Genomic DNA, 12,859 nt, shown 5'->3' with positions numbered 1-12,859 from the left:
GTCAGGCTCCCGCGGGCACCGGGTAACGGTCGTTGACGTCAGCGTTGCTGTCCTTGCGCGCACAGTGGGCGCAGCAGAAGATCGCGTCGGGTGTCTCGATGCCGTGGCCCAGAATTCGGCACCCGCAGTGCGCGCACTCCGGCGCCAATTGCGCCGCAGCACACTCGATACTGTCGAAAGTCGCGCTCTTATCGTCGCCCCAGGTCACGGTGAACGCTTTGTCGTAGTCATTGCCACAGGTGTCGCAGATCGCCATCACTAACTCCTTCGCAGTCACCGGTCGGGTGCCCGGTGCCGCGCGGCAACAAACGCGTACGTCCTAGACGCCGTCGGGTCCGTTCTCCAGCAGCCGGGTGAAGCCGTCTTCGTCGAGAACCGGGACGCCGAGTTCGACGGCCTTGTCGAATTTCGAGCCGGGTGAATCGCCGGCGACGACGTACGCGGTCTTCTTCGACACCGAGCTGGCGGCCTTTCCGCCGCGCGCGACGATGGCCTCCTTCGCGTCGTCACGGGAGTATCCCGTCAGCGAGCCGGTGACGACGATCGACAGCCCCTCGAGCGTGCGTTTGATGCTGGTATCGCGTTCGTCGGCCATTCGAACACCGGCCGCGCGCCATTTGTCGACTATCGCGCGGTGCCAGTCGAGGGTGAACCATTCTGTGACCGCGGCGGCGATCGTCGGGCCCACGCCCTCGACGACCGACAGCTCATCCTCCGACGCGGCCATGATCGCGTCCAGGGTGCCGTATTCGGTGGCCAGCGCCCGGGCGGCGGTCGGACCGACGTGCCGAATCGACAGCGCAACCAGCACCCGCCACAGCGGTTTCGCTTTCGCCTCATGCAGATTCACCAGTAACCGCTTGCCGTTGGCCGACAGATTGCCGTCCTTGGTCTTGAACAGGTCCGTACGCAACAGATCCGAGCTGTCGATGGTGAACAGGTCACCTTCGTCCGTGATGACGCCGGCCTGCAAGAGCGCGACGGCCGCCTCGTAGCCCAGACCCTCGATGTCGAACGCGCCACGACCCGCGACGTGAAACACGCGTTCCCGCAGCTGCGCAGGACACGATCGCGTGTTGGGGCAACGGATGTCGGCGTCGCCTTCTTTGGCGGGCGCGAGGGTGGTGCCGCATTCGGGACACTCAGTTGGCATGACGAATTCGCGCTCGGAGCCGTCACGCAGATCGACGACGGGTCCCAGCACTTCCGGAATCACGTCGCCCGCCTTGCGGATCACCACGGTGTCGCCGATCAGCACACCCTTGCGGACAACCTCCGACGCATTGTGCAACGTGGCTTGGCTGACGGTGGAACCCGCAACCTTGACGGGCTCCATGAACGCGAACGGCGTGACGCGGCCGGTGCGCCCCACGTTGACCTTGATGTCGAGCAGCTTGGTGGTCGCCTCTTCGGGTGGGTACTTGTAGGCAATCGCCCACCGCGGGGCGCGGGAGGTGGAACCGAGCCGCCGCTGCAGCGCGATATCGTCGACTTTGACCACCACACCGTCGATTTCGTGCTCGACGTCGTGCCGGCGCTCGCCCCAGTACGCGATGTGCTCGGTGACGGCGTCGATGCCCGTGACCTTCGCGGTGTGGGTGGACACCGGTAGCCCCCAATCCCCCAGCGCGCGATAGGCGTCGTGCAAAGTCTTGGGTCTGAAGCCCTCGGCGTGGCCGAGGCCGTGGCAGATCATCCGCAGCCTGCGGCGCGCGGTAACCGCCGGGTTCTTTTGGCGCAGCGAACCGGCGGCGCTGTTTCGGGGATTGGCGAACGGCGGCTTGCCCTCGGCGACGAGCCCGGCGTTGAGGTCTTCGAAGTCGGCGACGCGGAAGAACACCTCACCGCGGACCTCGAGAACCTTCGGCACCGGGAATTCCTTGGTGCCGGTGAGCTTTTCGGGGATGTCGTCGATGGTCCGCGCATTCAGAGTGACGTCTTCGCCGGTGCGGCCGTCGCCGCGGGTGGCCGCGCGATCCAAGCGCCCGTCGCGATACACCAGCGCCAGGGCGACGCCGTCGATCTTGAGCTCGCAGAGGTAATGCGCGTCGTCACCGATTTCCCCCTTGGTGCGGGCTGCCCACGCCGCAAGCTCGTCAGGGGTGAACACGTTGTCCAGAGACAGCATCCGCTCGAGGTGATCGGCGGAGGTGAAGTCGGTGGCGAAGCCGGCGCCACCGACCAGTTGGGTCGGCGAGTCAGGGGTTCGCAGCTCGGGATGCTCGTCCTCGAGCGTCTGCAGTTCACGTAGCAGCTCGTCGAACTCAGCGTCGGAGATGACCGGGGCGTCGCGGACGTAATAGCGGAACTGATGACCCCGCACCTCGTCGGCCAGCTCCTGCCAGCGGCGGCGCAGGTCGGCCTCGGGGGCATCTTCTGACTGTTCGGCCAGGGTGATCTTCGGGTCAGGGGTCGCCTTCGGGCTCACTCTCGCAGGCTAGCCGAGCGCTCAGACATCGCCCCGGACACGTCGTCGGGGGCAGATACCCTGACCGCATGCCACATCCGGTGATGTTCCGCGACGACGACCCGGCGCTGGCCAAGGTGCGCACGATCGCGCTCGAATTCCCCGAGGCGTACGAAAAGGTGTCGCACGGCCGGCCGTCGTTCTTCGTCACGAAGATGTTCTTGATGTACGGCGGCAGCGTCAAACCGGCGACGAAGGGTGCCGGCTATGTCCAGTACCCGCAGTCGATCTTGGTCAAGGTCGACGAGAGCGACCGTCGCGCGCTCGAGGCCGATCATCGGTTCTTCTTCCCCGCTTACCTGGGCCCGGCAGGCTGGCTGGGCCTGAATCTCGCGGCGACGAAGAAACCCGATTGGCGGGAGGTCACCGAGCTGATCGACGCGTCGTATCGGTTGACCGCACCCAAGAAGCTCGTCGCTCGACTCGACGAAGCTTGACCCGCGACCGGCCGGTCATGGTTCGATCAGGGCCATGAGCTTCGCGAGCCCATTCCCCGAAGTCGATATCCCATCCTCCAGCGTCTACGAATTCCTGTTCGACCGCATCGCCGAGGAAGACCTCGACCAGATCGCCCTCGTCGATGCGAAGTCGGGTCGGGAAACCACCTACCGCGAAATGATCGCGCGTGTCGACGCGTTCGCCGGTGCGCTGACCGGGCGCGGTATCGGCGTCGGGGATGTCGTCGGGCTGCTGTCTCCGAACAGTTCAGGATTCGCCGTCGCGTTCCACGGCATCCTGCGCTCGGGTGCCACCGCCACGACCATCAACGCGCTGTTCACCGCCAAGGACATCGCCAAGCAGCTGACCGATTCGAACGCCAAGATGCTGGTGACGGTCACACCGCTGCTGGCCCAGGCGAAGGAAGCGGCCGCGGCGGTCGGGTTGGCCGACAGCGATCTCGTCGTGCTGGACGGTGAGGGCCATGAGATCGCCGGCCATCCCAACGCCGCCGATCTGATGAAGCCGGGTCTGCCGGCACCTGACGTCAGCTTCGCCCCGTCCTCCCATCTTGCGGTGCTGCCGTACAGCTCGGGCACGACCGGAAACCCCAAGGGCGTGATGCTGACTCACCGCAACCTGGTGGCCAACGTCGCGCAGATCCGACCGCTGCACGGCATGGTCGCCGACGATGTGGTGATCGCCGTGCTGCCCTTCTTCCACATCTACGGAATGACGGTGTTGCTCAACGCCGCCCTGCACGCCCGCGCACGCCTGGTCATCATGCCGAGTTTCGATCTGACCGAATTCCTGGCGAACATCGCGAACCACAAGTGCACGATCGCGTTCATCGCGCCGCCGGTCGCCGTCGCGCTGGCCAAGCATCCGCTGATCGACGATTACGACCTCGGCTCGCTGAAAGTCGTCATGTCGGGCGCCGCCCCGCTGGACGCCGATCTCGGCCAGTCGGTCGCCGACCGATTGGGATGTCGCGTCGTTCAGGGCTACGGGATGAGCGAGCTGAGCCCCGTCAGCCACATCACCCCGTTCGACGCGGGCGCGCATGACGTGAAGGGCGCCGCGCCGTTGAGCTCGGTGGGGTGGACGGTGTCCAACGCCGCGTCCAGAATCATCAACCCCGAGACGGGCGATGAAATCGAGGTCCCCACAGAGGGTCTCAGTGAGACGGGCGAACTCTGGTTCAAGGGGCCGAACGTGATGGCGGGCTACCTGAACAACGACTCGGCCACCAAGGAGACGATCGATGACAACGGCTGGCTGCACACCGGCGACCTCGCCCAGGTCGATGCCAACGGCTGCGTGTACATCGTCGACCGGCTCAAGGAACTGATCAAGTACAAGGGCTACCAGGTGCCCCCCGCCGAACTCGAAGCTGTGCTGCTCAGCCATCCCGGGATCGCCGACGCGGCGGTCATCGGAGTTGTCGACGCCGAAGGCGAAGAGGTGCCAAAGGCTTTCGTGGTCAAGCAGGCCGAGCAGGAGCTGAGCGCGGACGAGGTGATGGAGTTCGTCGCCGGTCAGGTGGCGCCGTACAAGAAGGTCCGCCAGGTGGAGTTCATCGAGACGATACCGAAATCCGCGTCAGGCAAGATCCTGCGTAAGGATCTACGAAGGACGTAGTCTCTCCGCCGCGTGCGCGGCGCGTGCCTGCCGGTAGCCGAGGACAGCACCTGCGGCCGGGATGAGCAGGAGCCCGGCGACCCCCCACAGCGGGTCCGACCAGTCGGCCGGTCGGGGTTCACCCATTTGTTGTGTCAGCACGGGCGCAGCCGGAATCCGGCCCACCCATGACGGCGCGGGCGCCGGCGCGGGGGCCGGGGGCGGAGGTGGCGGCGGCGCCGCAGGCGCCGGTTCGGCCACCGGGGCCCGCCATGGCGGTTCGGAATCACGCTGCTGCGTGCCGGGTGTGCGGCCATTGCCGAAGGTCACGCGGGGAGGATCGAACCGCGCGCTCGGTACACCGGCGCGATCCATTCCGGACCCACCGGGTGTGCGCCCCGCGCCGACACCGCCGAACACGCTTGCGCCGCCTTCGGCCGAACGCGATGCTGCGCCGTCGTTGCCCGAGCCCGCGGCCAGACTCGGCGCCAACTCGGCGACGTCGGCACCGTCGATACGGCCTGAGCCGAACCGGGCCTCCGGCCTCTCGACACCACCCTGGTCGCCGTCACCGTCGCCCTTGCCGACGCGGTCTCCATCGCCGCGGTCTGACCCACCGCGTCCGTTGCCGTCGCCGTTGCTACGGTCGACACTGTTGTCGCGATCGGATTGCGGGCCGCCCGGGTCCGCGACAGCCACCGTGGCGGTCCCGCCTAGCAGGAGAAACGCCGCGATCACCCCGGCACATGCGGTGAGACGCGGGCTGAGTCGGGCCACAATTTCTCCTGCGAGTGGCAAATATGAATCGACTATGAATCGACGTTGTCGTCGGTGCATTGTTGCACGCGGCGGGCGTGCGTTGCGGATCTGGTCGGCGATCGTGCGAAGAACGTGACGCAGGCCGCTATTTATCGTCGACGAAAGTTCGCAATCGGTCAATTGCTTTGTCCCATCGTTGCGACAACGCATTCAGATATTCGCTGGCATCGGCAAGGGGCTTCGGTTCCATCTGCCAGATTCGTTCCCTACCGTGACGCCGACTGCTCACCAAGCCCACCGTCTCCAGGAGCAACAGATGCTTGGTCGCCGCCTGTCGGCTAACAGATACCACCGTGGTGACTTCGGTCGTCGAGCACGGCCCGCCGTCGCACAGACGGGTGATGATGCGCAGGCGGTTCGGGTCGCCCAAGGCGTCGAACAACGGCGCCCTGGCGACGACCGACGTACTCATACCTTCTCGCTGAGGGCCAGGTACTTGCGGACCAATTCGGTCTGCGCCGACCAGCCTTCGCTGTTGCCCTCGAACGCCGACTGCCTGCGCTCAGCGGGGATGGCGTCGAAACCGGATTCGACGATGCGCAGCAGCACTCCGTCGACGGTGTCTTCGAGGGTGAACTCGACCAGAGTCGTCGGCTCGTCCGCGTAGTCGGCGCCGTCCTCGACCCCGAACGGATGCCAACGGAATGCGAGCCGTCGTTGCGGTTCTACCGCGACGATGTGCCAGGGGTCCGCCTTTCCGGCGTGTGGCTGCTGCGCCTTGGCGACATCCTCGTCGACCGTCGTCGGGGTGATCGTCCCCATCACCGAGGTGCCCGGCTCGAACGGTCCGTCGAAGCGCACACCGAACCACCTGCCGAACTCGTCGGCGTCGCTGATTGCGCGCCAGACTCGGTCCAGCGGGGCTTTCAACAGAACTTCCTTCTCGATCCGATCTGGATTCATGTGCAACCTCCTGGTTGCTTGTCACGGTAGCGACGACCGCGTCGACATGCAACCTTTGAGTTGCTTGTCTTAGATCGCGTCCGGATCCTCGGCGAACGCATCGGCCGCCTTCTGCGCGAGTTCGATGGCGATCCGGGCCCATTCCGGGGTGGCCCCCGCCAGCCCGCACGCGGGCGTCACGCCGATCCGCTCACGCAGCACCGACCGTGGGAAACCGAGTCGGTCGGTGACGGTGACCGCTGCCCTGGCGATTTCTTCGATCGTCGGGCGTGTGGCGGGCGCGGTCGACGGCACAGCCCCGAGCAGAACGGTGCGTCCGCTTTCGACGAACTCGCCGATGCCGTCGAGGTCGCCAGCGGAGAGTGTGGACGCATCGACCGAGACCGCATGGACAGCGCTGCGCTGCAACAGCTTCCACGGCAGATCGGCAGCGCAACTGTGCAACACCACCTCGGCGCCCGTGGTCGCGATGCAGTCGTCGATCAGCCCGATCGCGATGGGTTCATCGACCGGATGCACGGGCGACAGACTGGTCACCCCGGTGAGACGGCCGAGCAGCGCTGCGGGCAACAGCGGCTCGTCGAACTGCACCACCACCGTGGTGTCCAACCGTCTGGCGACCTCGGCCCGATGCTGCGCCACGCCCTCCCCTAGCGAGGCGGCCAGGTCGCGCACCGCGCCCGCGTCGGTGATGGCGCGATGTCCACCGGAAAGCTCAAGCTGCGCCGCCAATGTGATGGGGCCCGGGGCTTGAATTTTGACGATGCGGTTGCCGCCCCGCAGACCGGCGTTCTCCCACGCCTCCTCCAGCGCGTCGAGGTCCTCGTTGAGCAGGCTGACGGCGCGGCGTACCACCGAGCTACGGCCAGGGGCGATCCGGTAACCGCGCGGCACGGTGTCGATCCCGATATCGACCAGCAGTGCACCGGCCCGACCGATGATGTCTGCACCAACGCCGCGGTCGGGCAGCTCTACGAGATGCGGCAGGGTGTGCAATTCGCCGACGACGATTTCTGCGGCCTGGCGGGGCGATGTGCCCGGCCATGATCCGATGCCGGTGGCGGCGGCGAAAACACTCACTCGGTGAACAGTATTCGATGGGGCTAGTCTCGATCAGGAAGGGGAGGTTGGTCATGCCCAAAGCGACCAGGTCGTTTCTGGTCTCGGGTGTGGCGGCCCTTCTGGTTGCGGGGTGCACGCAGTCGATCACCGGATCCGCGGTGCGGGCGGTCCCCGGTCTCGACGACGATTCGCTGTCTCCGGTCGACGTCGAGACGGTGGTTCTCGACCAAGCGCAGATGCGCGCGATCACCGGGGCGGGCGAGGACCTTTCGATCATCCCGAGCATGGACGGCAAAATTCCTGTCGACGTCGAACCGTTCGTCAAAGGCGCTCCCCCGCAATGTGAATGGCTATTCGCCGACTCGCAGACGTTCGGCCCCGACGTGGAGGAGTTCCACAAGACCACGTTCCAAAATCCCCCCGACGGCGCCCTCATCTCAGAAGGCGTGGCGGCCTATCGCGACGCCGAGAGCGCCCGGGCCGCCTTCGATAGCCTCGTCGGCCGAGTCGACACTTGCGGCTCAACCGCTTTGGGGTCGGCGCTGGTCGGTGAATGGACAAGCGGCAGAGACACCCTGACGATGCGGTCGGGGGCCTGCGGACGGGACTACCGCGTCAAATCGGTGGTGATGGTGGAGGTCACCTTCTGTCACTTCCCCGGCTCGGTGCCCGACATCGTGATGACGAACATCCTCGGGAATGTGCCGGAGTGATCGCCGTCAACGCGTGATGGTCGCGCTACCCAGCACTTCGTCGCCGTCGGGATCGGGGCGGTAGAGGACCATCGTCTGCCCCGCTGCAACGCCTCGAATCGGGGCGCGCAGCTCGACGGCCAGGCGGCCGTCGCGCAGTTCGGCGACGCCGTCACCGACCCCACCGTGCGCGCGCACCTGCACCTGGCATTCCATCGGGCCGGTCGGGGCGTCGCCCGATGTGAACACCGGCCGTTCACCGGTCAGCGACCACACGTCGAGATCCGCGGCGTTGCCGACATGCACCGTGCCGGTTTCGGCGTCGATACCGGTGACATATCGCGGCTTTCCGTCGGCCCCGGGTCCGGCGATGCCGAGGCCCTTGCGCTGGCCGACGGTGAACCCGTGCACGCCGTCGTGCTCGGCGAGCACCGTTCCGCCGGAGTCGACGACTGTGCCGCGACGGACCCCGATTCGGGCGCCGAGAAATGCGCGCGTGTCTCCGGAGGGAATGAAGCAGATGTCGTGGCTGTCCGGCTTTTCGGCAACGGCGAGTCCCCGGCTCGCAGCCTCCCGACGAATCTGCGGCTTGGGGGTGTCACCAACGGGAAACACTGCGTGGCGCAACTGCTCGGCGGTCAATACCGCCAAGACGTAGGACTGGTCTTTGTCGGCATCGACGGCGCGACGCAGCCGTCCGCCCGACAGCCGCGCGTAATGACCCGTTGCCACGGCGTCGAACCCCAGCGCGAGCGCACGAGCCGCCAACGCGGAGAACTTGATTCGCTCATTGCACCGCACGCACGGATTCGGCGTCTCACCACGCGCGTAGGACGACACAAAGTCGTCGACCACGTCTTCCTTGAATCGATCTGCGAAATCCCAGACGTAGAACGGGATATCGAGCACATCGGCGACCCGTCGGGCGTCGCCGGCATCCTCCTTGGAGCAGCAGCCCCGCGATCCGGTGCGCAACGTGCCGGGAGCCGACGACAGCGCAAGGTGCACGCCCACCACGTCGTGTCCGGCGTCGACCATCCTCGCGGCTGCGACCGAGGAGTCCACGCCGCCGCTCATCGCTACGAGCACCCGCACTAGTCGGCCGCTCCCAAACTGGCCAGCGCCGCCTGTCGCGCCCGCTCGACCGCGGCGGGCAGGACTGCCAGAGCGGCCTCGACATCGGATTCAGTGCTGGTGTGGCCCAACGACAGTCGCAGTGAACCGCGAGCGCTGGCGGGGTCGGCGCCCATCGCAATCAGTACGTGGGAGGGTTGGGCGACTCCGGCGGTGCACGCCGAACCTGTCGAGCACTCAACCCCTTTGGCATCCAACAGCATCAGCAGCGAGTCGCCTTCGCAGCCGCGGAATGTGAAGTGGGTGTTGCCGGGCAGGCGGTCGCTGCCCGTCGCACCATTGAGGTGCACATCGTCAATGCTCGACAGCACGCCGTCGATCAGGCGGTCGCGCAGTTCGGTGACGCGTACGCTGTTGGCTTCCAGGCCTTCTACCGCGATCCGCGCTGCGGCGGCCATGGCGACGGCTCCGGCGACATCCGGTGTACCCGAACGCACATCGCGTTCTTGTCCCCCGCCGTGCAACAACGGCACACAGGTCGTGTCGCGGCGCAACAGCAAGGCCCCCACGCCGGTGGGCCCGCCGAATTTGTGCCCGGCGATGCTCATCGCCGACAGTCCGCTAGCAGCAAAGTCGACCGGTATCTGACCCACCGCCTGAACGGCGTCGCTGTGCATCGGGATGTCGAATTCGGCAGCGATCGCAGCCAGTTTCGCGATCGGCATGATTGTGCCGACTTCGTTGTTTGCCCACATGACCGTCACCAGCGCCACGTCGTCGTGGTCCCGCAACGCATCCCGCAGCGCCGACGGTGATATCGATCCATCGGCCTCGACGGGCAGCCAGGTCACGTCGGCGCCTTCGTGTTCGACGAGCCACTCGACGGCGTCGAGCACGGCGTGGTGCTCAACCGGAGTGGTGATGATGCGCCGGCGGCGCGGGTCGCTGTCTCGCCGCGCCCAGTAGATGCCCTTGACCGCCAGGTTGTCACTCTCGGTTCCACCGGCGGTGAAGATCACCTCGGACGGCCGAGCGCCCAGTAGCTTGGCGAGCGTCTCGCGGGCCTCCTCCATGCGGCGGCGGGCGGTCCGCCCGGTGCCGTGCAGTGACGACGCGTTACCGACGGTCGCCAGGACTGACGTCATCGCCTCGATGGCCCCGGGGTGCATCGGGGTGGTAGCGGCGTGATCCAGATAGACCGGCAGCGCGCCGCTGGGGCGAGGATCATCTGGCGAGGTCATAGCCGTTCCATGGTAGCGGCCTCTGACTGGCCGACCAGATCCCGTGGTCAGGCCACCAAGGCGTGACCGTGTCCGCGGCGCGCCGCCCGCGTTGCGTCCCCACGCACGGCCGATTCGCAGCGGCTGGCCAGGTCCCGGCGGTCGGTGCCCGGCAACTGCAGGGATTCGACGTGCACCCGCACGATGGTGCGCTGTGCGGTGATGAGCCGTTTGATGGACGCGAGCAGCGTGTCTTCACCGACGTAGGCGGCGATCGTCGACGGCTGGCCGTCGCGACCGTGGTAGCTCAGCCGCAGCGGTTGAACCGGCCTGCCCGCATCGACGGCGGCCTGGAACATCGCAGGCCGGAACTGGCCGTACGCCACGCCGCACCAGGTCGTGCCCTCGGGAAAGGCGACGACCGTCTGTCCGGCCTGCAACCGGACGGCGATCATGGAAACGACGTCGGGCAGGCGCCGCAGGTTATCCCGGTCGATCGGGATCACCTTCATCAGCCGCGCCAGGAACCCGAGCCCGGGCCAGTTGATCATCTCGGACTTGGCGACGAACCGACCCGGCAGCACGGAGCCGATCGCGAAGATGTCGACCCACGACACATGGCCGCTGACCACCAGCACGCCCTGCAGGTTTCGAATCGGCCCGCCGGACACCGTGATTCGCACGCCCAAACAGCGCAGCATCAGACGGCAATAGCTTCGCTGCACATGGGAGCGACCCGGCACCGGAATGGCGAGCAGCGGAACGGCGGTCAGAAGCAGGAACGCGAACGTGGCACGTATCGCGACGCGCCACGCGACGATCACACGCTGGCTTGCAGGCGCCTCTGTCGCAGCTACGCAGCTGGCGTCGCACGTGGCGCGCGGCAGCCAGGGGCTGTCGGCGCTCATGACGTCATCCCGTCTGCCATCGCGCTCGCCGCACCCACCGATCTCAGGCGTCTGAGATACCGGATATCTGCCCGGCGTTTGTCCAGCAAGGCCGGGAAGTCGCCGACGCCGAAGTCCGGGTCGTGGGCCGGATCGCCGCAAACCTGCGCGCCGAGCCGCAGATAGCCGCGCATCAGCGCCGGTATGGACACCCGCGCGGGCGCATCGATGTCGTCCAGGCCCTTACCGTCGACCGTCACCGGCCGGTACGGATACACCGTGTATTCGGCGGGAGCGGCGTGGCGGCGGCGGACGAAATCGCGCACGCCGCGGATCTGGCTGCCCGGCGCGGTGTACTCAGCACCCGCGACCGGTACCGATACGCAGCCGGCCACGTAGTCGTAGCCACAGCGGTCCAGGTAGGCCAGGATGCCTGCCCACATCAGCAGCACGACGCCGCCGTTGCGGTGATCCTCGCGAACCACGGCGCGGCCCATCTCGACCAGTGAGGGCCGCAGCGCATCGAGGCCCCGGACGTCGAATTCGGTTGCGGTGTAAAGGCCTCCGGCGGCGATGGCGCCGGGCGGCGGGAGCATGCGGTAACAGCCGACGATTTCGCCGGAGTTGTCCTCGCGAACCAGCAGATGGTCGCAGTGCTCGTCGAAGCCATCGGTGTCCAGGCCTGCCTGAAATTCCGGGCTGTCTCCGATGAGCGCAAATCCGGGCTCGGAGGTGAACACGGCGTGACGGAGGCGCTGCGCGGATTCGATGAGCGCGGGGTCGGTGGACAGCAACAAGGTGTAGCGCGGCGTTTCGGAGGCGGATGCCGCGCGGGTGTCGGTGTCGTCGGGGGCGATGAGTACAGACGCTCTGCTCATGGCTGAACGGTCGCGTGGTTGCATCTCCGGACGGCATCGGGCGCGTGACGCGTCCATGAGCGCTAGGTGACGAGTTGGGAGCATCTGTGTGCAAGAACACACTTTTACGAGGCAACCCGAAATAGCTCAGCTGTCCAGAAACACGACGCTCTCCCCGACGGGGTTGCGCGGCGTCCGCAACCGGTTGGCGGGAAACGCCGGGTCGGCGTAACCCACCGCGAGGCCGCACAGGATCTGCAGATCGTTCGGGATGTCCAGTTGCTCGCGCAGTACGTCGGGAAAATGGGCAACCGACACCTGCAGGCACGTTCCAACGCCGCGTTCAGTGAGGGCGAGCACCAGTGTCTGCAGGAACATCCCGACGGCGAGGCTGTCGGCGTGCCCCAGATCACGGTGCATGCAAACCACGCCCGCCACCGGGGCGCGAAAGAACTCCCAGTTGCGCAGCTGCGCAATGCGGCGACCCTCGCCGTCGTTTCGCTCGATGCCCATGGATCCGTACACCAGGGCACCGATCTCCCGGCGCAGGCGAGCGAAGCTCTCCGGCAGGCCCACCGTCGCGGGATATCCGGTCGCCGCCTGGGCCAGCAGAGCTTCGACGAGGTGGTCTCGGCGCGCGCCCGTCGCCAGGAAGAGCCGCCAGGGCTGAATGTTGGAGTTCGAGGGCGCCCGCGTCGCCAGCGCGAGCGCCTCGTCGAGCAGCTCGCGCGGGACCGGCCTGTCGCGCAGGAACATTCGGATCGAAAGACGTTCCTGCACGATTTTGGCCAACTCGCTGGCGGATTCGGTCACACGACCA

14 protein-coding genes are annotated in these 12,859 nt (G+C 66.8%); 3 read left to right on the top strand and 11 right to left on the bottom strand.

Annotation, left to right across the window (positions count from 1 at the left end):
- Position 1: 1 nt before the first annotated feature.
- Positions 2–256, bottom strand: coding sequence for a hypothetical protein (locus G6N42_RS02735; RefSeq protein ID WP_163725721.1), 255 nt, complete (start codon positions 254–256; stop codon positions 2–4).
- 63 nt (positions 257–319) lie between these two features.
- Complete coding sequence (gene ligA / locus G6N42_RS02730) at positions 320–2,392, bottom strand: NAD-dependent DNA ligase LigA (protein ID WP_163736873.1); 2,073 nt, start codon at positions 2,390–2,392, stop codon at positions 320–322.
- A gap of 104 nt (positions 2,393–2,496) precedes the next feature.
- Here ligA and G6N42_RS02725 point away from each other — a divergent pair, with 104 nt between their 5' ends.
- Both G6N42_RS02725 and G6N42_RS02720 read left to right on the top strand, forming a co-directional pair.
- The gene (locus tag G6N42_RS02725) at positions 2,497–2,904 is read left to right on the top strand and encodes an MmcQ/YjbR family DNA-binding protein (protein ID WP_163725718.1); all 408 of its coding nucleotides are present in this window, start codon (positions 2,497–2,499) and stop codon (positions 2,902–2,904) included.
- Between the two features lie 34 nt (positions 2,905–2,938).
- On the top strand, positions 2,939–4,546 hold the full coding sequence (locus tag G6N42_RS02720) for a 4-coumarate--CoA ligase family protein (RefSeq protein ID WP_163725715.1): 1,608 nt from the start codon (positions 2,939–2,941) through the stop codon (positions 4,544–4,546).
- Here the strand turns inward: G6N42_RS02720 and G6N42_RS02715 are convergent.
- The 4 genes from G6N42_RS02715 to G6N42_RS02700 form a co-directional block, all read right to left on the bottom strand.
- Complete coding sequence (locus G6N42_RS02715; RefSeq protein WP_163725712.1) at positions 4,532–5,302, bottom strand: hypothetical protein; 771 nt, start codon at positions 5,300–5,302, stop codon at positions 4,532–4,534. The genes G6N42_RS02720 and G6N42_RS02715 overlap by 15 nt on opposite strands.
- Before the next feature lie 127 nt (positions 5,303–5,429).
- Positions 5,430–5,756: an ArsR/SmtB family transcription factor gene (locus G6N42_RS02710; protein ID WP_163725710.1), complete on the bottom strand. Its 327-nt coding sequence runs from the start codon at positions 5,754–5,756 to the stop codon at positions 5,430–5,432.
- A complete protein-coding gene (locus G6N42_RS02705) occupies positions 5,753–6,247 on the bottom strand; it encodes an SRPBCC family protein (protein WP_163725706.1) in 495 nt (164 codons plus the stop codon). The genes G6N42_RS02710 and G6N42_RS02705 overlap by 4 nt, the downstream gene beginning before the upstream one ends.
- 69 nt (positions 6,248–6,316) lie before the next feature.
- Entirely contained in the window at positions 6,317–7,327 is a 1,011-nt protein-coding gene (locus G6N42_RS02700; RefSeq protein ID WP_163725703.1) for a uroporphyrinogen decarboxylase/cobalamine-independent methonine synthase family protein, read from the bottom strand.
- Positions 7,328–7,380: 53 nt separating this feature from the next.
- Between G6N42_RS02700 and G6N42_RS02695 the strand changes: the two genes are divergently transcribed.
- On the top strand, positions 7,381–8,022 hold the full coding sequence (locus tag G6N42_RS02695) for a sensor domain-containing protein (RefSeq protein WP_163725700.1): 642 nt from the start codon (positions 7,381–7,383) through the stop codon (positions 8,020–8,022).
- A 6-nt stretch (positions 8,023–8,028) separates the two neighbouring features.
- Here G6N42_RS02695 and mnmA read toward each other — a convergent pair whose 3' ends face one another.
- The 5 genes from mnmA to G6N42_RS02670 form a co-directional block, all read right to left on the bottom strand.
- Complete coding sequence (mnmA, locus tag G6N42_RS02690; RefSeq protein WP_163725698.1) at positions 8,029–9,096, bottom strand: tRNA 2-thiouridine(34) synthase MnmA; 1,068 nt, start codon at positions 9,094–9,096, stop codon at positions 8,029–8,031.
- On the bottom strand, positions 9,096–10,316 hold the full coding sequence (locus tag G6N42_RS02685; protein WP_163725695.1) for a cysteine desulfurase family protein: 1,221 nt from the start codon (positions 10,314–10,316) through the stop codon (positions 9,096–9,098). Before G6N42_RS02685 ends, mnmA begins: the two co-directional genes overlap by 1 nt.
- Positions 10,317–10,363: 47 nt before the next feature.
- The gene (locus G6N42_RS02680) at positions 10,364–11,203 is read right to left on the bottom strand and encodes a lysophospholipid acyltransferase family protein (protein ID WP_163725692.1); all 840 of its coding nucleotides are present in this window, start codon (positions 11,201–11,203) and stop codon (positions 10,364–10,366) included.
- A complete protein-coding gene (locus G6N42_RS02675) occupies positions 11,200–12,060 on the bottom strand; it encodes a GNAT family N-acetyltransferase (RefSeq protein WP_163725690.1) in 861 nt (286 codons plus the stop codon). Before G6N42_RS02675 ends, G6N42_RS02680 begins: the two co-directional genes overlap by 4 nt.
- Positions 12,061–12,186: 126 nt before the next feature.
- The gene (locus tag G6N42_RS02670; protein ID WP_286201634.1) at positions 12,187–12,852 is read right to left on the bottom strand and encodes a nitroreductase; all 666 of its coding nucleotides are present in this window, start codon (positions 12,850–12,852) and stop codon (positions 12,187–12,189) included.
- Positions 12,853–12,859: the final 7 nt, after the last annotated feature.

Origin of the sequence: Mycobacterium gallinarum (assembly GCF_010726765.1) — a bacterium.
Lineage (GTDB): Bacteria > Actinomycetota > Actinomycetes > Mycobacteriales > Mycobacteriaceae > Mycobacterium > Mycobacterium gallinarum.
Note: the sequence above shows the minus strand (reverse complement) of the source record. Positions and strands in the feature narration are given on the sequence as shown.